At 64.2% G+C, this 20,550-nt stretch carries 19 protein-coding genes and 1 tRNA gene; 7 read left to right on the forward strand and 13 right to left on the reverse strand.

Going from position 1 to position 20,550, the window contains the following annotated elements; genetic code table 11:
* Window positions 1-19 precede the first annotated feature (19 nt).
* Together yghU and GGC65_RS02930 are read right to left on the reverse strand one after the other, a co-directional pair.
* Window positions 20-895, reverse strand: coding sequence for a glutathione-dependent disulfide-bond oxidoreductase (gene yghU, locus GGC65_RS02925; protein WP_192645795.1), 876 nt, complete (start codon window positions 893-895; stop codon window positions 20-22).
* Window positions 896-969: 74 nt separating this feature from the next.
* Window positions 970-2,238: a CaiB/BaiF CoA transferase family protein gene (locus tag GGC65_RS02930; RefSeq protein ID WP_192645796.1), complete on the reverse strand. Its 1,269-nt coding sequence runs from the start codon at window positions 2,236-2,238 to the stop codon at window positions 970-972.
* A gap of 52 nt (window positions 2,239-2,290) precedes the next feature.
* On the opposite strand from GGC65_RS02930, the gene GGC65_RS02935 reads away from it, so the two are divergent.
* Both GGC65_RS02935 and GGC65_RS02940 read left to right on the forward strand, forming a co-directional pair.
* Window positions 2,291-5,536 carry an amidohydrolase family protein gene (locus tag GGC65_RS02935; RefSeq protein ID WP_192645797.1) on the forward strand — a complete coding sequence of 1,082 codons (3,246 nt, stop codon included), beginning with the start codon at window positions 2,291-2,293 and terminating at the stop codon, window positions 5,534-5,536.
* Between the two features lie 92 nt (window positions 5,537-5,628).
* Window positions 5,629-5,718, forward strand: a tRNA-Ser gene (locus GGC65_RS02940).
* 65 nt (window positions 5,719-5,783) lie between these two features.
* On the opposite strand, the gene GGC65_RS02945 is transcribed toward GGC65_RS02940, so the two are convergent.
* Entirely contained in the window at window positions 5,784-6,407 is a 624-nt protein-coding gene (locus GGC65_RS02945) for a Yip1 family protein (protein ID WP_192645798.1), read from the reverse strand.
* Window positions 6,408-6,587: 180 nt separating this feature from the next.
* Here GGC65_RS02945 and hspQ point away from each other — a divergent pair, with 180 nt between their 5' ends.
* A complete protein-coding gene (gene hspQ / locus GGC65_RS02950; protein ID WP_192645799.1) occupies window positions 6,588-6,962 on the forward strand; it encodes a heat shock protein HspQ in 375 nt (124 codons plus the stop codon).
* Window positions 6,963-6,968: 6 nt separating this feature from the next.
* Here the strand turns inward: hspQ and GGC65_RS02955 are convergent, their stop codons facing one another.
* Entirely contained in the window at window positions 6,969-7,841 is an 873-nt protein-coding gene (locus tag GGC65_RS02955; RefSeq protein ID WP_192645800.1) for an ABC transporter permease, read from the reverse strand.
* Window positions 7,842-7,964: 123 nt separating this feature from the next.
* Between GGC65_RS02955 and GGC65_RS02960 the strand changes: the two genes are divergently transcribed.
* Both GGC65_RS02960 and GGC65_RS02965 read left to right on the forward strand, forming a co-directional pair.
* The gene (locus GGC65_RS02960) at window positions 7,965-8,663 is read left to right on the forward strand and encodes a GcrA family cell cycle regulator (protein ID WP_192645801.1); all 699 of its coding nucleotides are present in this window, start codon (window positions 7,965-7,967) and stop codon (window positions 8,661-8,663) included.
* 9 nt (window positions 8,664-8,672) lie between these two features.
* Window positions 8,673-9,077, forward strand: coding sequence for a PaaI family thioesterase (locus GGC65_RS02965; protein ID WP_192645802.1), 405 nt, complete (start codon window positions 8,673-8,675; stop codon window positions 9,075-9,077).
* A gap of 52 nt (window positions 9,078-9,129) precedes the next feature.
* Here GGC65_RS02965 and GGC65_RS02970 read toward each other — a convergent pair whose 3' ends face one another.
* The gene (locus tag GGC65_RS02970; protein WP_192645803.1) at window positions 9,130-9,960 is read right to left on the reverse strand and encodes an outer membrane protein; all 831 of its coding nucleotides are present in this window, start codon (window positions 9,958-9,960) and stop codon (window positions 9,130-9,132) included.
* Window positions 9,961-10,131: 171 nt separating this feature from the next.
* Between GGC65_RS02970 and parE the strand changes: the two genes are divergently transcribed.
* Both parE and GGC65_RS02980 read left to right on the forward strand, forming a co-directional pair.
* Complete coding sequence (gene parE / locus GGC65_RS02975) at window positions 10,132-12,111, forward strand: DNA topoisomerase IV subunit B (RefSeq protein ID WP_192645804.1); 1,980 nt, start codon at window positions 10,132-10,134, stop codon at window positions 12,109-12,111.
* A gap of 46 nt (window positions 12,112-12,157) precedes the next feature.
* Entirely contained in the window at window positions 12,158-13,489 is a 1,332-nt protein-coding gene (locus GGC65_RS02980) for a serine hydrolase (RefSeq protein ID WP_225940648.1), read from the forward strand.
* On the opposite strand, the gene GGC65_RS02985 is transcribed toward GGC65_RS02980, so the two are convergent.
* Genes GGC65_RS02985 through uvrC form a run of 8 tightly spaced genes read right to left on the reverse strand, consistent with a single transcriptional unit; the run spans window position 13,407 to window position 20,520 of the window.
* On the reverse strand, window positions 13,407-13,877 hold the full coding sequence (locus tag GGC65_RS02985) for a DUF417 family protein (RefSeq protein WP_192645806.1): 471 nt from the start codon (window positions 13,875-13,877) through the stop codon (window positions 13,407-13,409). The genes GGC65_RS02980 and GGC65_RS02985 overlap by 83 nt on opposite strands.
* Window positions 13,878-13,933: 56 nt before the next feature.
* The gene (locus GGC65_RS02990) at window positions 13,934-14,728 is read right to left on the reverse strand and encodes a LysR family transcriptional regulator (protein WP_192645807.1); all 795 of its coding nucleotides are present in this window, start codon (window positions 14,726-14,728) and stop codon (window positions 13,934-13,936) included.
* The gene (apaG, locus tag GGC65_RS02995) at window positions 14,725-15,126 is read right to left on the reverse strand and encodes a Co2+/Mg2+ efflux protein ApaG (RefSeq protein ID WP_192649367.1); all 402 of its coding nucleotides are present in this window, start codon (window positions 15,124-15,126) and stop codon (window positions 14,725-14,727) included. Before apaG ends, GGC65_RS02990 begins: the two co-directional genes overlap by 4 nt.
* Before the next feature lie 23 nt (window positions 15,127-15,149).
* Window positions 15,150-16,358, reverse strand: coding sequence for a trans-sulfuration enzyme family protein (locus GGC65_RS03000; protein ID WP_192645808.1), 1,209 nt, complete (start codon window positions 16,356-16,358; stop codon window positions 15,150-15,152).
* 4 nt (window positions 16,359-16,362) lie between these two features.
* Window positions 16,363-17,409 carry a 3-isopropylmalate dehydrogenase gene (gene leuB, locus GGC65_RS03005; protein ID WP_192645809.1) on the reverse strand — a complete coding sequence of 349 codons (1,047 nt, stop codon included), beginning with the start codon at window positions 17,407-17,409 and terminating at the stop codon, window positions 16,363-16,365.
* A 48-nt stretch (window positions 17,410-17,457) separates the two neighbouring features.
* A complete protein-coding gene (recO, locus tag GGC65_RS03010) occupies window positions 17,458-18,195 on the reverse strand; it encodes a DNA repair protein RecO (protein ID WP_192645810.1) in 738 nt (245 codons plus the stop codon).
* Window positions 18,192-18,575 (reverse strand): PaaI family thioesterase, encoded by a 384-nt coding sequence (locus GGC65_RS03015; RefSeq protein WP_192645811.1) that lies wholly within the window; start codon window positions 18,573-18,575, stop codon window positions 18,192-18,194. The genes recO and GGC65_RS03015 overlap by 4 nt, the downstream gene beginning before the upstream one ends.
* 10 nt (window positions 18,576-18,585) lie before the next feature.
* On the reverse strand, window positions 18,586-20,520 hold the full coding sequence (uvrC, locus tag GGC65_RS03020; protein WP_192645812.1) for an excinuclease ABC subunit UvrC: 1,935 nt from the start codon (window positions 20,518-20,520) through the stop codon (window positions 18,586-18,588).
* Window positions 20,521-20,550 lie beyond the last annotated feature (30 nt).

Consider the following 20,550-nt stretch of genomic DNA (forward strand, 5'->3'; position numbering starts at 1 on the left):
TTCAACCGTAAACTACAAACTATTCGGCCGTCTCCAGCTTGTCCTGCGTGCGCAATTCGAAGTCCGAGGCGTCGTGCCGTTCGCGAAGCTGGCTCGCCGGATCGCCCGTCACGCGGTTGACCATCCGCCCGCGCTTTACCGCGGGGCGCGCCGCGATCTGGTCGGTCCAGCGTTGGACGTTCTTATACTCGTCGACCTGCAGGAATTCGCCAGCCTCATAGACCAATCCCTTCGCCAGCGCGCCATACCAAGGCCAGATCGCCATGTCGGCGATCGTATAGTCGGCGCCGGCGATATATTCGCTTTCGGCGAGGCGGCGGTCGAGCACGTCCATCTGGCGCTTCACCTCCATCGCATAGCGGTTGATCGGATATTCCTGCTTCGTCGGGGCATAGGCATAAAAGTGACCAAAGCCGCCGCCGAGGAAGGGCGCGCTGCCCATCTGCCACATCAGCCACGACAGCGTCTCAGCGCGCTTCGCGGTATCGGTCGGCAGAAAAGCGCCGAATTTCTCGGCAAGATGGATCAGGATCGCGCCCGATTCAAAGATACGGATCGGCGCGGCGCCGCTGCGATCGACGAGCACAGGAATCTTGCTGTTCGGATTGGCCGCAACATAGCCGCTCGAAAACTGGTCGCCTTCGCCGATATTGATCAGCCATGCGTCATATTCGGCGCCACCATGTCCCGCCGCGAGCAGCTCCTCGAGCATCACGGTGACCTTCACGCCATTGGGCGTGCCGAGCGAATAGAGCTGCAAGGGATGCTTGCCGATCGGCAGTTCCTTGTCATGCGTCGGCCCGGCGACGGGCCGATTGATATTGGCGAAACGCCCGCCACTTTCCTTGTCCCAGGTCCAGATTTTCGGCGGCACATATTCGCTATTGTCGGTCATGGAGAACTCCTGGGTTGATTTTTATACTGACCGGTAATTTAATCGGTGATCGCCGATTGTCCACCCTCCTCCACTCAAATAATCTTTGCCGCGCGCAAAGCCGAAATGGCTTCGCCGTCGTAACCGAGCTCGGCGAGGATCGCGTCGCTATGCTCGCCGACCTGCGGCGCACGGCCCGGTGCAATCTTGTCGCTCGCTGACAGACTGATCGGCGCACGGATGACAGGAACAGAAGCGTTCGCACCCGGATAGTCGACCGGCTCGACCAGCCGCATCGCGACAACCTGCGGCTGCTTCAGCGCTTCGCCTGTGCGCAGCACTGGTGCCGCCGGAACGCGCCCGGCGGCGAGCTCATCAATCGCCTCGGCGCTCGTGCGTTCAATGCACCAGCGTTGCATGATCGCGCTCAGTTCCTCGCCATTGTCACCGCGCAAGATGTCGCTGGCATAGAGCGGGTCGTCGACCAGTTCGGGTCGCCCGACCAGTTCGGCCCAGCGCGCGAATATCCCCGACCCGACGATCTGGGTAATGATCCACCCATCACGCGTCCGGAATACGTCGGTCGGTCCCGAACTGAAGCTGCGGTTACCGATCGGCTGACGCTCGATGCCGTTCAACGCATGGTCGATCGTCAGCGCGTTCGACAACGCGAGCGCGGTGCCTAGCAGCGACCCCGAAACGCACTGGCCTTTCCCGGTCGTCTCGCGCTCGCGCAGCGCGAGCATGACGCCGAAGGCACAGTGAAGCGCGGTACCGAAGTCGACATAATTGACCTGCGCGCGGTAGGGCTGGTCGGGGGTGCCCGTCAGATGCACCGTCCCCGACATCGCTTGCCCCACCGCATCGAACCCGACCCGGCTGGCGAGCGGCCCCTCGCTGCCGAACGCCGATGCGGTCACGAGGATGATACGCGGGTTGATTACCGACAGGCTGTCATAATCGAGCCCCAGCTTGACCAGCGCATCGTGCGGCAGGTTCGCGATCACGACATCGGCGGTCTCGACCAGCCGCCGAACGATCTCGCGCCCCTCCGCGCTTCCGGGCTTCAGCGTTAGGCAGCGCTTGGCGCGGTTCATCTGCATGAACATCGCGCCCGATCCATCCTCGGCGACCGGCACCGTATAGCGGTCGTCATTGCCGCCCGGCGCCTCGATCCGGATCACGTCGGCGCCATAATCCGCGAGCAGCGCCGCGCAATAGGGACCGGCGATATAGCGGCCGAAATCCAATACCCTGATACCATTGAGCGGCACGCCTGGCTCTCCCCGTTCCTGTTCTTTCGACCGGGCTAGCAGCCGCTTGTCGACCCTGCCAGCGCCTTCGTCGAAAGCTGCCGCTTGCATGTTCGCGGGCGAACCATATGGTCGTCACATCATTTCAAACGGGGATAATTTCATGGCGCGCTTCGCTCTCGCCCTTGCGGCGACTCTGGCTTGTTCGACCTCGGTATGGGCGCAGACTGCCCCTGCGACCGCTCCGGCTCCTGCCGACAAGAAGGAAGAAAAGTGGGACGTCAACGCGCCCCCGGGTCTTACGACGCGCAAAGTGCAACTCGCGGTCGACGAAGGCAGCTGGATGAACGTCGACGTCGCGCCCGATGGCCGCACGATCGCCTTCGACATGCTTGGCGACATCTACACGATGCCGATCGAGGGCGGTACGCCGACGCGGATCGCCGAGGGGCTGGCCTATGAGCACCAGCCGCGCTTCTCGCCCGACGGCAAGCGCATCGCCTTTGTCTCCGACCGTGCGGGCGGCGACAATATCTGGCTGATGAACCGCGACGGCGGTGACAAGCGCCAGATCTCGAAAGAGGATTTCCGCCTGCTCAACCAACCGAGCTGGTCGCCCGACGGCCAGTTCATCGTCGCGAAGAAGCATTTCACCACGGGCCGCTCGCTGGGTACCGGCGAGGTGTGGATGTACCATGTCTCGGGCGGCGCGGGCGTGCCGCTCGTCAAGAAACCCAACGAGCGCCACCAAAAGGAGCTCGGCGAACCGATCTTCGCCGCCGATGGCAAGAGCGTCTTTTATACGCGCAACGTAACCCCGGGTCCGATCTTCGAATATGCGCAGGACAGCAACACCGACCTGTTCCACATCGAACGCTACAGCCTCGAGGATGGCGAGGTCAGCACCGCAGCCGCTGGTCCCGGGGGCGCCGTCCGCCCCACCCCCTCGCCCGACGGCAAGCGCCTCGCTTTCGTCCGCCGCGAGGGGACGCAGTCGAAGCTCTATGTGAAAGACCTCGCCTCGGGCACCGAGAAGAAGGTTTATGACGCGCTCGACCAGGATGTGCAGGAAACCTGGGCCGTCACCGGCGTGTACCCGAACATGGCGTGGACCCCCGACAGCCGCGACATCGTCTTCTGGGCCGGCGGCAAGCTGCGCCGCGTAAGCGGTGCGGGCGGCGACGCGCGCGTCATCCCGTTCGCTGTCAACGACGACCGCACGATCGTCGATGCGACGCACCCGGTGGTCGAGGTCGCCCCCGACAGCTTTGCAACGCAGATGCCGCGCTGGGCCGAAGTCTCGCCCGACGGCCGCAACGTCGTCTTCGAAACGCTCGGCAAGCTGTGGGTCAAGCCGGCGACCGGCGGCGCCGCACGCCGGCTGACCGCAGCCAAGGACGATGCGATGGAGCTGTGGCCGAGCTGGTCGCGCGACGGCAAATCGATCGTCTTCGTCCGCTGGACCGATGGCGGCATGGGCGAGATCCATGTCGTCGGCGCGGGCGGCGGATCGTCACGCAAGATCACCAGCACGCCCGGCCATTATGCCGAACCGCGCTTCTCTCCCGACGGCAAGACGATCGTGTTCGAACGGCGCGGCAGCGGTGGGCTGACCTCGGCGCGCTGGAGCGAGGATCCCGGCGTCTATCGCATCGCCACTGCAGGGGGCGCGGCCGAACGGATCAGCAGCGACGGCGCCAAGCCGCAATTCGCATCGACCAGCGACCGCGTTTTCATGGTGACCGGCGCCGACGGCAAAAGCCAGCTTGTCAGCACCGACCTCCATGGCCAGGACAAACGCGTCCACGCCAACGGCGAGCTCGTCAGCGACTATGAAATCTCGCCCGATGGCCGCACCCTCGCCTTCCGGCAGAATTACGACGCCTATGTCACGCCGTTGATGCCCGGCGGACAGGATGTCTCGCTCGGCACCAAGAGCGGCGCGCTGCCCGTTACGCGCGTGAGCGGCAGCGGCGCCGAATATATGAACTGGTCCGACGGCGGCCGCCGCCTTCATTGGAGCCGCGGCGCGACCTTGTTCAGCGCCGATCTCGCCAGCCTCTTCACCAACGCACCCGCCGACGAAAAGGCGCCGAAGTTCACGCCTCCGACCGATGGTGTTTCGCTGTCTATGACGCGTGCGGCGGCGAAGCATAAGGGCGTCGTCGTCATCACCGGCGCGAAGATCGTCACGATGGCCGACAAGGACGGCGGCGTGATCGAAAATGGCGCGATCATCATCGACGGCGACCGCATCACCGCGGTCGGTCCGGCGGGTGCGATCACTGTTCCTGCAGGCGCCGTGACGGTCGATGCGACGGGCAAGACGATCGTTCCGGGCTTCGTAGACGCGCACGCGCATGGGTCGCACGGCGACGATGAGTTGGTGCCGCAGCAGAATTGGTCAGAGATCGTCAACCTCGCGATGGGAACGACGACGAGCCATAACCCCTCGTCGCGCGCGTCGGAGATTTTCGTCTCGTCCGAAATGCAGCGCGCCGGACTTATCCTCGCGCCGCGCATCTTTTCGACCGGCGAGATCATATACGGCGCCAAAGCAGCAGGGGTCTATGCCGAAATCAACGGCTATGACGACGCGCTCGCGCATGTCCGCCGCCTGAAAGCGCAGGGGGCACACAGCGTCAAAAACTACAACCAGCCGCGCCGCGACCAGCGCCAGATGGTCGTAAAGGCCGCGCAGGTCGAGGGTCTGACAGTGGTACCCGAGGGCGGCTCGCTGTTCACGCAGGACGTCACGCTGATCCAGGACGGCAATTCGACGGTCGAGCACAACATCCCGCTCCACACTTTCTACAAGGATCTGGTGCAGCTGTGGGGGCAGACGCAGGTCGACTACACTCCCACGCTCGTCGTGACCTACGGCGGCCCCGCGGGCGACCCCTATTGGCGCGCCCACACCAATGTATGGGAACATCCGATCCTGTCGCGACACGCGCCGCCGACCGAACTCGCTGCGAACAACAAGCGGCGCGTGATCGCCCCCGAAAGCGATTATGTCGACGATGATTCGGCGCGCGAGGCGGGCAAGATCGCTGCGGCGGGCCGCATGGTCTCGATCGGCGCGCACGGCCAGCAATCGGGGCTCGGCGCGCATTGGGAAATCTGGTCGTTTGTTCGCGGCGGGTGGAGCAATATCGACGCCCTCCGCGCCGCGACGATCATGCCTGCGACTTCGCTCGGCTACGCAAAGGACGTCGGATCGCTCGAGGCGGGTAAACTCGCCGACCTGCTCATCCTCGACGCTGACCCTACGCAAAACATCCGCAATACCGAGCAGATCCATCGCGTGATGCTCGGCGGGCGGCTCTACGATCCGCTGACGATGAATGAGGCCGAGACGGGCACGCGCAAGCGCCAGCCCTATTGGTGGGAAGCCGACAAGCCCTGAGTTCACCCCATAATTTGGCGGCGGGCCGTAATTTTGTGACGAGAGGGTTGCAAGACGTTCGGCCCGCCGCTAGGGGCGTCCACTCTCAGCGAGGAGAGTTGGCTGAGTGGTCGAAAGCGTCGCACTCGAAATGCGAAGTGCCGGCAACGGTACCGAGGGTTCGAATCCCTCACTCTCCTCCATTTTTCTACATTTTTGACCACAGAAGCCGCCCCGGCAAACGACCGGGGCAGCCTGCGGGCGAACGCTACCTGACCGTGACGAGCGACGGTGCAGCGAGGGCGCCGACGACGGCGCCGACGATCAGGAACAGCACGATATAAACGATGATCACGACCACCGTGTAGCCTAGCGCCTTGTCCTGCGGCGCCTTCATCAGCACCGGCAGGCCGAGATAGAGGAGATAAAGCCCATAGAGCGCAAACAAGAGGCCGAGAACGGCGAGTGCCGGCAATATCCCGAAAATAGCGCCGACCCAGCCGGCGGTCGCCGAATAGGCCGCAACCTTCAGTGCCTGGACCTGATCCTTTTGCCCGCCAAAGTTCGGCGCCAGGCCGTCGATGACCAGCGCAAGGATGAAGATCGTCGCCAGCGAAAGGCAGTAGGAAACGATCGCCGACACCAGCGCGCCCGCCAGCGGCGGATGATAGGTCACGCCGAACATGGTGAACCCAAAAACCTGCCCGCCGATGAACCCGGCCACCGGCCCGATCGCTGCCAACAGCAGCACATAGGGCATATAGATTGATTGCACCGTCGCCGGCTCGGCCGCGATAACGGGCCATGTCTCTTTGGGCTTGAGAAGAATGTCTTTCGCGCGCTGGATAATGCCCGAAGCCGGACCGGAACTGATGGGTGGTACGTCCGTCATAATGCGTCTCCCCTGATCGTGCGGCCCACAACCCGAATGGGATATGCAAAAGCCAGGAGGACAATTTAGCCCGCATCGCCAATGCATCTGTAACGCTGATCACAGCCCGATTCGGCAAACCACAGCCGAATTGGAATGTAACGGACTTGAAACGCGCGTAAACCGCCATAGATTGACCATATGACACCCGACTCCAGTTCCGAACTTCCCCCCACCGTTACTGCACCTTTGATCGGCCGCGCACGTTTCGCGCCGGGCGATATCGTACGCCATCGTATGTTCGACTTTCGCGGCGTCGTGTTCGACATCGATCCCGTCTTCGCGAACAGCGACGAATGGTATGAAGCGATCCCCGAGGACATCCGTCCGGCGAAGGAGCAGCCCTATTACCACCTGCTCGCCGAAAACGGCGATTCGTCATATATCGCTTATGTCAGCCAGCAGAATCTGGTCGCCGACGGCGACGGCGGGCCGATCGACCATCCGCAGATCGAGGCGATGTTCGACGGGCTCGACCACGGCCGCTACCGCGTCCGCGCGATCCACCGTCACTAAGGCGGATCAGGCCTTCAGTTTCCACCCGGAGGCAAGCAGGCGGTAGGTGATAACGCCCAGCACGATATTGACCCCGACCAGCATCAGCGCCGCAGTCAAAACCGGATTGGCGATCGTCGAATCGACCGTGCCGATGAAGCCATAGCGAAAGCCCATGATCGCATAATAGACGGGATTGCCGTGCGCGATCGTCTGGAACCATGGCGCGAGCTTGTCGACCGAATAGAAGGTTCCCGAAAGCAGCGCGAGCGGGGTAACGACGAAATTGGTTACCGCTGCGGCATGGTCGAACTTCTCAGCCCAGACCGAGGTAATGAGGCCGAGAAAGCCGAGCATCATTGCGCCGAGCACGCCAAAAACGGCAACGGCCCAAAGATGATCGGGCATGACATGGACGCCAGGCCACCGCAGCATCGCAAGCCACAGCGCCAAGCCGACAAGAATCGATCGTGTAATCGCGGCGCCAATGAGCGCGATGATCAATTCGCCCACGGCGAGCGGCGGCATCAGATAATCGACGATCGTGCCCTGGATCTTGCCGACGAGCAGCGAAAAGCTGGAATTGGCGAAGCTGTTCTGCAGCATTGCCATCATGATGAGGCCGGGCGCGATGAAATCGGCGAAAGGAACCCCGATCACCGTCCGCCCCGCACCGCCGAGCGCGACGGTGAAAATGACGAGGAACAGTAGCGTGGTAATCGCGGGGGCCCAGATTGTTTGCAGCTGGACCTTGAAAAACCGGCGGACCTCCTTGACATATAGCGCGTGCATGCCGGGCACGTTCAGCGTTCGGATATGGGGAACGCCGGGTTCGGCAAAACTTGGAGTCGCGGCAGAATTTGTCGAGTCGGGGCGCGAAATTTGGGGCTGGTCGTTCATGGCGTTCTCGCCTATCGCCTCCCCGATCTTACCGCAAGCTGGGCAACGACTGATGCCGGTCCCGAAAGGATCGACAAGGCGGATCGTCTGACCGCCCGCCGCGTGAATGATAAGGAATTGAATATGTCATGGACCGACGAGCGCATCGAAAGCCTGCGCACCATGTGGGAAAAGGGGCTGACCGCCAGCCAGATCGCCGATGAACTCGGCGGCGTGAGCCGCAACGCGGTGATCGGTAAGGCGCATCGCCTCGGCCTCAAATCGCGCCCCTCGCCCGTCAAGGCGACCGATAAGCCCGCCAAGCCGGTCAAGGTCGCGGCGCCCGCGACGCCGAAACCCGCGGCGCCCGTTGCAGCGCCGCGCGCGGCCGCGCCGGTTGCGCCGCGCCCCGTGGTCGCTGCGCCCAAGCAGGAAGCTCGTCCTGCCGTCGAGACACCAACGGCCGATGGTGCGCTGGGTGGCGATGCAGCGCCGAAGCCCGATGCGCCGCGTATCGTTTCGATCGGCCCCGGCGGCTTCATCCGCCAGGGTCCCGGCGACCAGCAGGCACCGATCCCGCCCGCGCCGCCGCGCCGGCTGGTGCCCGCGAAGCCGAGCCCCGAGATCGCCGACAAGACGACCTTGCTCGACCTCAACGACCGCATCTGCCGCTGGCCGATGGGACATCCCGGCGAGCCTGACTTCCATTTCTGCGGTGACGCGGTGAACCCGGGTTTCCCATATTGCGTCCAGCATTGCGGCCGCGCCTATCAGGCACAGCTGCCGCGCGGCACGCGCCGCCCGCCCCCGCCCCCGCCGTTCGGTGGCCCCCGGGTTCGTTAAGACCGTGCGGTGAGGCCCTTCGGGCAGGAATTTGAATTCGCGCGCGCGCTCGGCCTGCAAATGGTCGAGCGCGGCGACGGACGCTGCACGATGGCGATCGACATCGATCCCCATAAGCATTTCAGCCCGCAAGGCGCTGCCCACGGTGGCGTCGCCTACTCGCTCGCCGACACCGCTATGGGCGGCGCGCTGACCAGCGTGCTCGCCGACGACCAGTGGTGCGCGACGCTGGAAATCAAGTTCAACTATCATGTCCGCGTCGGCGAAGGTCGGCTGACGTGCGAGGCGTCGGTGCTGCACCGTGGCAAGCGCGTCGCGAATATCGACGCGCGCCTCTATCAGGACGGCCGTCTCGTCAGCAGCGCGAACGGCAATTTCGCGATCTTCGCCGCGCCCCACGCGCGACCGGCATAGGTAAGGCGCCGGATCGCGTGGACCCGGCGCCTCCCTTTCCGCTCCCAAGAGGTCAGAAGCGGTAACTGATCGCGCCGCGCACGCTGTGCGTACGGAAATGAGCGTTGCTGCGCTGAATGTCCGTCCCGCCGCCATTCAGCAGGAACGGATTGGTCGGCGGCGCGGTGCCCGCACCGACGTTGACGACATAATCCTTGTCCTTGATATCGGTGTAGAGATACTCGAGGCCGACCGAGATGTTGTTCGTCACCATGACTTCGGCGCCGCCGCCTGCGGCATAACCCCAGCCGTTGGTCTTGCCATTGTCGGCAAAGCTGTTCGCGGTGTTGCTCGTCGTGAATTTGTTGTCGAGGCGCGCATAAGCGCCGCCACCGGTGACATAGAAGAGCGCGCCGCCGCCGGGCGTATAGCCGGCGCGCAAGCGGGCATTCGCCTGATAGTCGGCCTCGCGGCTCATCGTGTAGCTCGCGGGCGTGGTCGAAAAGCCGCTGACGCTGTCGCGCGCGGCGCTGTGGCCGCCCTCGACGACTGCGCCGAGCACGAAATTGCCCATGCGGCGGTCATAGCCAAGACGGCCGAAAAACTCCGGGCCATCCTTGTCGTTGCGACAGCCGCTATTGGCGGTCCCCGTCGCCGCGCCGTTGCAGAAACCGGGCGCGAATGCGTCCGTCCCGCCAGAAGTGTTGACCGGGTCGCCATAGGTGCCGTCGCGGTTGGTATCGAAGGTCAGGGTTTCGCCGCGATCGCTTCCCTGGAGCGACGCGCCGCCGCCAACCGAGATATACGGACCGTTAAAGTCCTTCGACGGATCGCGATCCTGAGCGAGCGCCGGAACGGCGAGCAAAGGGGCCGCCGAAATGGCGAGGAGAGCTGCGAATTTCATTGTTATTACTCCACTTTTTGGTGACTTTGCAGTCGCCCTCTCAACCCGGGGCTTCCGATCAAAGTTCCGCGCGGCGCCCGAAATGCGATGAACCGAGCCTATGCCGGGGCGCACATCCCGCGCCAAAAACCGCGCTTGCCAGCGCCCTTGCCGCCCCCTTATAGCCATCACATGAGTCACGATTTGTTCGACAGCAACCTGCCCGCGACCGACAGCTACAACGCCTCGCAGATCGAGGTGCTCGAAGGGCTGGAACCCGTCCGCCGCCGTCCCGGCATGTATATCGGCGGCACCGACGAACGCGCGCTGCATCACCTCGCCGCCGAGGTTATCGACAACAGCATGGACGAGGCGGTTGCGGGCCACGCAACGCGGATCGAGATCGAACTCGATGTCGGCAATAGGCTGACCGTCGTCGACAACGGCCGCGGCATGCCGGTCGACCCGCACCCGAAATTCCCGGGCAAGTCGGCGCTCGAAGTCATCATGACGATGCTCCACTCGGGCGGCAAGTTCGAGGGCAAGGCCTATGCAACGTCGGGCGGCCTGCACGGCGTCGGGGTTAGCGTCGTCAACGCGCTGTCGATCGAAACCGAAATAGAGGTCGCGCGCGGCAAGCAGCTTTATCGCCAGCGTTTCTCGCGCGGCACCCCGCTTGGCGGGCTCGAGGAACTCGGCCCCACCCCCAACCGCCGCGGAACGAGCGTCAGCTTCATCCCCGACCCCGAAATCTTCGGCGACCATGGCCGGTTCAAGCCGCAGCGCCTGTACCGTATGGCGCGCTCGAAGGCCTATCTTTTCGCGGGCGTCGAAATCCGCTGGAAATGCGCCCCCGAACTGATCGGCGACGACACCCCTGCCGAGGCCGTGTTCCAATTCCCCGGCGGTCTCGCCGATCATCTCAAGGAACAGATCGGCACACGCGAATGTGCGACCGCCGAACCCTTTGTCGGACGTCAGGAGTTTCCGGGCGAACAGGGCCGCGCCGAATGGGCGATCGCCTGGCCGTTGTGGTCCGACGGGTCATACAGCTGGTATTGCAACACGATCCCGACCCCCGCAGGCGGCACGCACGAAGCCGGGCTCCGTTCGGCGCTGACCAAGGGTTTACGCGCCTTTGGCGAGCTGATCGGACAGAAGAAGGCCACGCAGATCACTGCCGAGGACGTGTTCAATGGCGGCGAGATGATGCTGTCGGTCTTCATCCGCGAGCCGCAATTCCAGAGCCAGACCAAGGACCGGCTGTCGAGCCCCGAGGCCGCACGCTTCACCGAAAATGCCGTGCGCGACCATTTCGACCATTTCCTGTCGGACAATATGGACCGCGGCCGCGCGCTCTTGGGACTCGTCCTCGACCGGATGGACGAGCGGCTGAAGCGCAAGGCCGAGCGCGAGGTCAAGCGCAAGACCGCGACAAGCGGCCGCAAGCTGCGCCTGCCGGGCAAGCTAACAGATTGTGCGAATGACGGCCCCGAAGGCACGGAATTGTTTATCGTCGAAGGCGACAGCGCCGGCGGGAGCGCGAAGCAAGCGCGCGACCGCAAGACGCAGGCGATTTTGCCGATCCGCGGCAAGATTTTGAACGTCGCGAGTGCCAGCGCCGACAAGATCCGCGCCAATCAGGAAATCGCCGATCTTGCGCTCGCGCTCGGCTGCGGGATGCGCAAGGATTGCGACGCCGACCGGCTGCGCTACGAGAAGATCGTGATTATGACCGACGCCGACGTCGACGGTGCGCATATCGCGACGCTCTTGATGACCTTCTTCTTTCAGGAAATGCCCGACATCGTCCGGCGTGGTCATGTCTATCTCGCGCAGCCGCCGCTCTATCGCCTGACCGCGGGCAGCACGTCGGCCTACGCCCGCGACGACACGCACCGCGCCGAGCTCGAGGCGACGCAGTTCAAGGGCAAGAAGGTCGAGGTCGGCCGCTTCAAGGGATTGGGTGAGATGAACCCCAACCAGTTGAAAGAAACGACGATGGATCCGGCGACGCGCTCAATGCTGCGCGTCACGCTGCCGCAGGAATATGAGGAGCGGCATCTGGTCAAGGATCTGGTCGATCGGCTGATGGGCAAACATCCCGAACATCGTTTCCAGTTCATTCAGGCCAACGCCGCGACGCTCGACGAGGCCGCGATCGACGCCTGAGGAGGCATTCATGGCGAGATTTCGGGCGGGGGCAATAGCGGCAGCGATGCTCCTCATGCTTCCGCCTCACATCGCCAGTGCGCGCGCGCCAGAAAGGGCGGCTCCCGCAGCGCAAACCGCTTTCGAGCGGCGCGCCGCGCAGCTCGTCGACCTGTTCGGCGGCAAAATCGCCTATTCCGATTATTTCGACCCGCACTTCCAGACGGCGGTGCCGGAACCACAATTCGATGCGTTCCGAGCCGGCCTGATCGCGCAATATGGCCAAGCTGTCGCGATTGATAAAATCACGGCCGCCGATGATCGTTCGGGAACCGTCCTGCTGCGTCTGGAAAGGGGCGTAGCAACCGTCCTGATCGACGTCGGCATCGCGGCCGACGCGCGCGTGACGGGGCTGCGGGTGACGGGGATCACGGTGCCCGGCGACAATTTCGACAAGGTCGCGGAAGAGATCGCGCAATTGCCGGGACAGAAGGGCTTTCTCGTCGCCGAGCTCGATGGCAGCATCATCCGCCCCCTCGCCTCGGCCAACGCCGACCGGCAGTTTGCAACGGGTTCGACCTTCAAACTTTATATTCTCGACGAACTCGCGGCGCAGGTGACGGCGGGCAAGCGCCGATGGTCCGATGTCGTCCCGCTGTCGCATGTCAGCTTTTCATCGGCGGCTACGGCAAACTGGCCTGAAAAAACCCCGGTAACGCTTCAGACGCTTGCCAACTGGATGATATCGGTCAGCGACAATGGCGCGGCGGATACGCTGATCCACCTTATCGGACGCGAAGCGATCGAGGCGCGGATGAGAAGCGCGGGACACGCCGCCCCGTCGCTCAACATCCCACTGCTGACGACGGTCGAGGCCTTCGCGCTCAAGGGCAATAATTTCAACGACCTGCGCCCGCTTTTTGTCAAAGGCAATGACGCCGTACAGCGCAAACTGCTCAAGGACAATCGGCACCGCCTCACCCTCGCCAATGTCGATGGGATCAGCTTCACCGCGGGCCCGCGTTTCATCGACAGTCTCGAATGGTTCGCAAGTCCGAACGATATCGCACGGCTGATGGTCGATCTGCGCGCGCGGCAATCGAAAACAATTCTTGAAGCGATGGCGATCAACAATGGCGTCGGTCCGGTCGCGGCGGCGGACTGGGCATATCTCGGCTACAAGGGCGGGTCCGAAAATGGCGTGCTGTCGATGAGCCTGCTCGGGCAGCGCAAGTCGGACGGCCGCTGGTTTGTGGTGACCGCGAGCTGGAACAATCCCGAGGCCAATGTCGCGGCCGAGCGGCTGGTCGCGCTGGTTACGCGTCTGCTCGCGCTCGCAGCGCATGACCGCCATGCAGCGCCAGCGTCAGGCACGCCGCCAGCAGCACGGCATCCTTGAACAGGAACTGCGCGGTCGAACCCATGAAAGGGAAACCATAGCCTTCCTCCCACAACGGCACGCCAAAGCTGAAGCTGAGCGTGATGAGGAAGGTGGTCATGCCCATCAGCCCGCCGATCAGCCCCGCACGGTGCGACCATGCCCCTAGCGCGATCAACGCACCGGTCGCCAGCTCTATTGTCCCGATGACATTGCTGGTGCCTTGCACGCCAATCAGCGGATACATCCACGAAAACAGCGGGTAATGCATCGCAATCTTCGCCACGCCTTCGGCTTCATAGGTCGCAAATTTGGCCACCCCGAAAAATGCGAAGATGAACAGCATCGACCAGCGAAGCGCGCAGATTGCAAAGGCCTGAGACGGCAGTTTGTCCAGAATTTTGAGCATGAATACCCCCGATGATGGTTTCGGGGTTATTCGGGCGCAGCCGCGGCCCGGTTACATCAGGCGGCGGTTAGCGCCGCAACCAGCGCCTTGACCTTCGCCTGCCGCCATTGCGGGGTCGGCGCGACGAGCCAGTAACCGCGCTTCACGGCGACGCTGCCACCGACCTGCCGGACGCGGCCCGCCGCGATATCGGCCTCGGCGAGCATCGCCGGCACATTCGCATGTCCCAGACCGTTCGCCGCGGCGTCGATCGCCAGCCCGGCATCGCCCAGCCGCAGGGCCGGTTCGCCATCGCCCGCCGGGCAACCCGGCCACGCGATGCGCGTATCGCTGTTGCTGCCGGGCCCCGCGACGGTCACCATCAACGCGTCGGCCAGCGCAACGCCTTCATGTTCGCCCGCGCCGTCGGTCCAGAAAATCGCCAGATCGAGGTTTGCTTCGGTGAAATCGATCCCGCCGTCAGCCGACACCAGCGTGAAGCGCACATCGGGCGCCTGCTGGCTATAGCGCGCGAGGCGCGGCGCAAGCCATTTCGCGGTCAAGTCGCGCGGCGCCGCGATCGTCAGGGACTGCGACGATTGCCCGGCCTGCATCGCGCGCACCGATTCCTCAAACTGCAAAAAGCCCTGACGCAGCGCGTCGAGGCCGGCATCGGCCTCGCCCGTCAGTTCGAGACCCTTGGGCGTGCGGCGGAACAGCACGACGCCCAGCATATCCTCGAGCGCGCGGATTTGTTGTCCCACCGCCGCAGGCGTCACCGCCAGTTCGTCGGCGGCGCGCGTGAAGCTCAAATGCCGGGCAGCGGCGTCAAACACGCGCAGGGCGTTCAGCGGCAGGTGCGTGCGCTTCATGACGCGGTCGCAGGCGCCACGAGCGGGAAATGCGGGATCGCGACGAGCAACTGCGATCCGTCGCCCAGTTCCATCGCATAGCTTCCGACCATCGATCCCTCGGGGGTCGGCAGCGGGCAACCCGAAACATAGTCGTAGGCGCCGCCGGGCACGATCAACGGCTGCTCGCCGACGACGCCCTCGCCCTCGACTTCGCTGACCTGGCCGCGCCCGTCGCTGATCCGCCAATGGCGGCTGATCAGCTGCACCGCTTCCTCGCCATGATTTTCGACGCGGACATGATAGGCCCAGAACCAGCGGCCGAGCGCAGGGTGCGACTGTTCGGGCAGATAGCTGACCGCCACGCGCACGGTGATTGCTCCGGTGGTCGCCGCAAAGGGAAAGAAGGAGTCGATCATCGTGCTCATGGGGCCAGCGTCGCTCAAAGCCCGACCTTGGTCAATGCCTGGTCCAGATCGGCGATGATATCGCGCGGATCCTCGAGCCCGATATTGATGCGCAGCATGCCCTCGACGACGCCCATATCGGCGCGCGCCTCGGCGCTGACGCCATAGTGGGTGGTCGAGGCCGGATGACAGCAGAGGCTGCGCGAGTCGCCGATATTGTTCGAAATATCGACGAGTTCGAGGGCATTGAGCAGACCCATCGCCTGTTCGCGGCCGCCGTCGAGTATGAAGGAAAAGATCGGCCCGCACGCCTCCATCTGGCTCATCGCCAGATTGTGCTGCGGGTGGCTTGCGAGGCCCGGGTGCAAGATGCGCGGCACGCGGCTTTCGACGAACTTGCCGACCGCGAGCGCGTTTTCGGACTGGCGGCGCGCGCGCAGATCGAGCGTCTCGAGGCCCTTGAGCACGACCCATGCGTTGAAGGGCGAGAGATTCGGCCCGGTGTTGCGCTGGAACGGCAGCAGCACATCGTTGATGAACTTCTCGGTCCCGCACACGGCACCGGCGAGGACGCGCCCCTGCCCGTCCATCAGCTTGGTTGCCGAATAGGCGACGACATCGGCGCCGAAATCCATCGGGCGCTGCAGCACCGCGGTCGCAAAGGCATTGTCGACCACCGACGTGATGCCGTGCGCTTTCGCCAGCGCGCAGACATGCTTCACATCGACGATATCCATCGTCGGGTTCGCGGGCGTTTCGAAGAAGAAGACCTTGGTGTTCGGCTTGATCGCCTTTTCCCACGCATCATTGTCGCGGCCGTCGACGACCGTCGTTTCGATCCCGAAACGCGGACACAGATGATCGACGAGCCAGCGGCACGAACCGAACGCGGCTTTCGCCGCGACGATATGGTCGCCCGCCGACAATTGGCACAGCAAAGCCGTCGTCATTGCCGCCATGCCGGTCGCCTGCGCGCGGCAGGCCTCGGCGCCCTCCATCAGCGCGATGCGCTCCTCGAGCATCGCCACCGTCGGGTTCTGCAGGCGCGAATAGGTCATGCCCTGCTCTTCGCCCGCAAAGCGCGCCGCCACTTCCTCGGCACTGTCATAGGTATAGCCCGAGGACAGGAAGAGTGCCTCCGACGTCTCGCCATGTTCGCTGCGCCAGGTGCCACCGCGCACCGCCTGCGTTGCCGGATGCCAGTTGCGTGTCTTGTTCCGGTCGAGGCCCGTCGTCTTCTTCATTCTTTTATCCGTTCAAAGCTGCAACGACCACATCGCCCAATGCCGTCGTTCCCATATTGCCCCCCAGATCCGCACCGCGGCACCCGTCCGCGAGCACTTTCGCGACCGCCGCCTCGATCCGCGCAGCACTCGCCTCGTCGCCACCCGAATGGCGAAGCAGCATCGCGAGCGACAGGATCATCGCGAGCGGGTTGGCGACACCCTTGCCCGCGATATCGGGGGCGCTGCCGTGGATCGGTTCGTAAAGCCCCTGCTTGCCTTCGCTCAGCGACGCCGAAGCGAGCAGCCCGATCGAGCCGACGCACATCGACGCCTGGTCCGACAGGATATCGCCGAAGAGGTTGCCGGTGACGACGACGTCGAATTGCCCCGGGTTGCGCACGAGCTGCATCGCGGCATTGTCGACATACATGTGGCTGAGCGCCACGTCGGGATATTCGGCAGCGACTTCGATCACCACATCGCGCCAGAGCTGCGAAGTTTCGAGCACATTCGCCTTATCGACCGAGCAAAGGCGCTTCTGGCGACCTTGCGCCGCACGGAAGGCGACCTGCGCGATGCGCCGCACTTCGCTCTCGCTGTACGACATGATGTCATAGCCTTCGCGCTCGCCGCTGGCCGTCGTGCGCGTCCCCTTTTCGCCGAAATAGACGTCGCCGTTGAGTTCGCGGACGATCAGCAGGTCAATCGCGGCGGCGACCTCGGGTCGCAGCGCGGAGCTGTCTTCAAGCCCGGTGAACAGCTTGGCGGGCCGCAGATTGGCGAACAGGCCGAGTTCGGAGCGCAGGCCGAGGATTGCCTGTTCGGGCCGCAGATGGCGTTCGACATTGTCGAAGCGCGGATCGCCGACCGCGCCGAACAGGATCGCATCGGCGGCTTTCGCCTTCGCCAGCGTCTCGGGCGGCAGCGGATGACCGGTCGCCTCATAGGCCGCCCCACCGACAAGCGCGCGATCGAGCGTCACGGGCAGATCGAGCGCAGCGAGCACTTTCTCGGCCTCCGCCATGATCTCCGGACCGATACCGTCGCCAGCCAGCAGCAGAATTTGCACTATGTCGCCCTTTCGTGTCTCGCCAGCCGCTTAGACAGCGGCGGCGCGTCACGCAACCGCCCTGCCCAGCCGATCGACCAATCTTTCCCTTACGGTCAGCAAGTCGCGGTTGCGCCCGTCGAGGACGTCGCGGTCGAGGAAGTGGCCGGTGATGACGAGACCGTCGAGGACGTCTCCCATCGGCGGGCTGGCGTCCTGTCCGAGCAAAAACGGCGGCAGGCGGAACAGACGCTCCTCATAACCCGACGCAGCGCCCACGCTCACCGCACCGCCCGACTTGGGGCTGACGAACGACAGATCAGCAGACGTGCCGGTGACGACACATTCTTCAAGGTTCAGGCCGAAACCCAATTCGGCAAGTAGCAGCAGCTCGTAGCGCGCCAGCGCGGCCGCCCATTGCCGCGCGGACGATGCGACGCCGACTGCGTCGAGCACCGCCGAAAGTGCCGAATAAAGCGCGGGATAAGGTTGGCTTTCGGGCAAGGTCGATGCGGTTAGGCTGGTCACCCAGTCGATCGCCGACGCCGCAAGCGGCTCGCCAAGCAACGGCGCACGGCTTTCCAGCAACTCGGCGGTCGCCCCCGCCAATTGCTCGTCGGTTCGCGCCCGCAGTTCGAGCGCGATCAGGTTGCCGGGGATCAGGATCGGCCGCAGACGCGTTGAACGTCCGCCGCGCACATAGCCCGCGATCAACCCAGCTTCCTGCGTCAACGCCCGTACAATCGCTCCATGCTCGCCATGCGCGCGGACCGCGCAGACGATCGCGTCGGCGGTCAGGCTGGTCAAAGCACCATCTGCGTCTGCGTCACCAACGCCACTTCGGCGCCACCCTCGGTCCGTATGCGCGTCTGCCACACCGAAAGCCGCCTGCCGATCTTCACCGGGGTCGCCTCGCCGACGAGCACAGACCCAACCGGCCCCGCGCCGAGAAAATTGGTCTTGCTCTCGATCGTCGTCGTGCCGTTCGCGCCGTCGGGCAGCGTCAGGAATGCGCCTACGGCGCCAAGGCAATCGGCAAAGGCCATGATCGCCCCGCCATGGACGATCCCGCCCGCGGTACAGATTTCGGCACGCACGGGCAACTTGCCCGCGACACGCTCCTTGCTGCCTTCGTGGATCGTAACGCCGAGCGTTCCCGCGAGCGGCATGGCTGCTGCAAAATCCATAAAACTCCCCTCACCGTCCCGAATGATAGAAATCATGCACCGCCTGCGCGACCGCAGCGCTGACGCCCGGCGCCTTCTGCAGATCTTCGAGGCTCGCACCACGCACCGCGCGCGCGGTGCCGAAATGCATCAACAGCGCCTTCTTACGCGACGGGCCGATGCCCGGCACCTCGTCGAGCGGCGACGACCCCATTGCCTTGGCGCGTTTCTGCCGATGCGCACCGATCGCGAAACGGTGCGCCTCGTCGCGCAGCCGCTGGATATAGAAGAGCACTGCATTGTTCGGCGGCAACGTGAATTCGCGTCCGTCGGGGTGATAGAAAGTTTCGCGCCCGGCATTGCGGTCGGGGCCCTTGGCGACGCCGATGAAGGTCAGGTCGTCGATCCCCAGCTCGGCGAACACCGCCGCGACCGCCGACACCTGTCCTTTGCCGCCGTCGATCAGGACGAGGTCGGGCCATTCGCCCTTCGTCCGTTCGGGATCTTCCTCGATCGCCCGCGCGAAACGGCGCTCGAACACCTCGCGCATCATCGCGAAATCGTCGCCCGGCTGCGTCTCGGCGCGCTTGATGTTGAACTTTCGATAGGCGCCCTTGATCCACCCTTCGGGACCAGCGACGACCATCGCGCCAAGCGCATTGGTGCCCTGTATGTGGCTGTTGTCATAAATCTCGATGCGCTGCGGCGGGTTTTCGAGGTCGAACAGTTCAGCAAGTTCGCGGCCCAGCTTCGCCTGGCTGCTGCCCTCGGCAAGCCGTCGGTCGAGTTCTTCGCCCGCGTTGCGCACCGCCTGTTCGAGCAGGCGGCGACGGTTCCCCCGCTGCGGCACGCTGATCTCGATCTTGCGGCTCCCGCTTTCGCCCAGCGCCTCGGCGAGCAACGCGCTTTCTTCAGGCTCGCGGTCGACGAGGATCAGCTTCGGCGGCGGCACGCCTTCGTAGAATTGCATCAAGAAGCTCGCCATCACCTCGCTCTCGGGCACCCCCGATACATGCGCCGGGAAGAAGCTGCGATGCCCCCAATTCTGCCCGCCGCGGATGAAGAAGCCCGCGATGCAGAGCTGCCCGCCCTTCGCGGCAAGCGCGAAGACATCGGCGTCGCCGAGCCCGTCGGCGTGCACCGACTGGCTGCCCTGAATGAAGGTCAGCGATTTCAGCCGGTCGCGGATCACCGCCGCCTGCTCATAATCCATCGCCTCGGCCGCCTTGGTCATCGCGGCGCCAAGTCGTTTCTGGACGGCGGTCGAACGCCCTTCGAGAAAGTCCTGCGCGTCGCTCACCAGCCCAGCATAATCCTCCTTCGAGATGCGATCGACGCACGGCGCGCTGCACCGCTTGATCTGGTAGAGCAGGCACGGCCGCGACCTGTTCGCAAAAAAACTGTCGGTGCAACTTCGCAGCAGGAAGGTTTTCTGCAGCGCGTTGAGCGTCTGGCCCACTGATCCGGCACTCGCGAAGGGGCCATAATAGCGCCCCTTCGCACGCCGTGCACCGCGATGCTTCTGTACCCGCGGAAAATCATGATCGGTGCGCAACAGGATGAAGGGGAAGCTTTTATCGTCGCGCAACAGCACATTATACGGTGGCCGATAGCGCTTGATGAGCTGCGCCTCGAGTAGCAGTGCCTCGGCCTCGCTCGTCGTCGTGACGATCTCCATCGCGCGCGTCTGCGACACCATGCGCTGCAGCCGCTGTGGCAGCCGCGCGACCTGCGTGTAGTTCGTCACCCGGTTCTTGAGCGCGCGCGCCTTGCCGACATAGAGCACGTCGCCGCGCGCATCGAGCATCCGGTACACCCCGGGTCGCGTCGGCAATTTGCGCACGACGCTGCGGATCGCCTCGGCACCGCGTTCCAGATCGGGCTTGTCATCCTCGTCGCCGCTGCCGCGGATCACATAGGTCGCTTTTTCTTCGTTGAATCGGTCGGGAGCGTTCGGACGGGCCATGATTTTCCATGTAGGCGATGGCGATGCGAC

This window comes from Sphingopyxis sp. OAS728 (genome assembly GCF_014873485.1).
In the GTDB taxonomy this organism is placed as follows: Bacteria; Pseudomonadota; Alphaproteobacteria; order Sphingomonadales; family Sphingomonadaceae; genus Sphingopyxis.

Coding starts and splice junctions, on each gene's coding strand:
- parE (WP_192645804.1), top strand. CDS start 10,132: ATGAGTCACGATTTGTTCGACAGCAACCTGCCCGCGACCGACAGCTAC.
- uvrC (WP_192645812.1), bottom strand. CDS start 20,520: ATGGCCCGTCCGAACGCTCCCGACCGATTCAACGAAGAAAAAGCGACC.
- GGC65_RS03015 (WP_192645811.1), bottom strand. CDS start 18,575: ATGGATTTTGCAGCAGCCATGCCGCTCGCGGGAACGCTCGGCGTTACG.
- GGC65_RS02985 (WP_192645806.1), bottom strand. CDS start 13,877: ATGCTCAAAATTCTGGACAAACTGCCGTCTCAGGCCTTTGCAATCTGC.
- GGC65_RS02970 (WP_192645803.1), bottom strand. CDS start 9,960: ATGAAATTCGCAGCTCTCCTCGCCATTTCGGCGGCCCCTTTGCTCGCC.
- apaG (WP_192649367.1), bottom strand. CDS start 15,126: ATGATCGACTCCTTCTTTCCCTTTGCGGCGACCACCGGAGCAATCACC.
- GGC65_RS02930 (WP_192645796.1), bottom strand. CDS start 2,238: ATGCAAGCGGCAGCTTTCGACGAAGGCGCTGGCAGGGTCGACAAGCGG.
- GGC65_RS02945 (WP_192645798.1), bottom strand. CDS start 6,407: ATGACGGACGTACCACCCATCAGTTCCGGTCCGGCTTCGGGCATTATC.
- GGC65_RS02980 (WP_225940648.1), top strand. CDS start 12,158: ATGCTCCTCATGCTTCCGCCTCACATCGCCAGTGCGCGCGCGCCAGAA.
- hspQ (WP_192645799.1), top strand. CDS start 6,588: ATGACACCCGACTCCAGTTCCGAACTTCCCCCCACCGTTACTGCACCT.
- GGC65_RS02955 (WP_192645800.1), bottom strand. CDS start 7,841: ATGAACGACCAGCCCCAAATTTCGCGCCCCGACTCGACAAATTCTGCC.
- GGC65_RS03000 (WP_192645808.1), bottom strand. CDS start 16,358: ATGAAGAAGACGACGGGCCTCGACCGGAACAAGACACGCAACTGGCAT.
- yghU (WP_192645795.1), bottom strand. CDS start 895: ATGACCGACAATAGCGAATATGTGCCGCCGAAAATCTGGACCTGGGAC.
- GGC65_RS02960 (WP_192645801.1), top strand. CDS start 7,965: ATGTCATGGACCGACGAGCGCATCGAAAGCCTGCGCACCATGTGGGAA.
- GGC65_RS02990 (WP_192645807.1), bottom strand. CDS start 14,728: ATGAAGCGCACGCACCTGCCGCTGAACGCCCTGCGCGTGTTTGACGCC.
- GGC65_RS02935 (WP_192645797.1), top strand. CDS start 2,291: ATGGCGCGCTTCGCTCTCGCCCTTGCGGCGACTCTGGCTTGTTCGACC.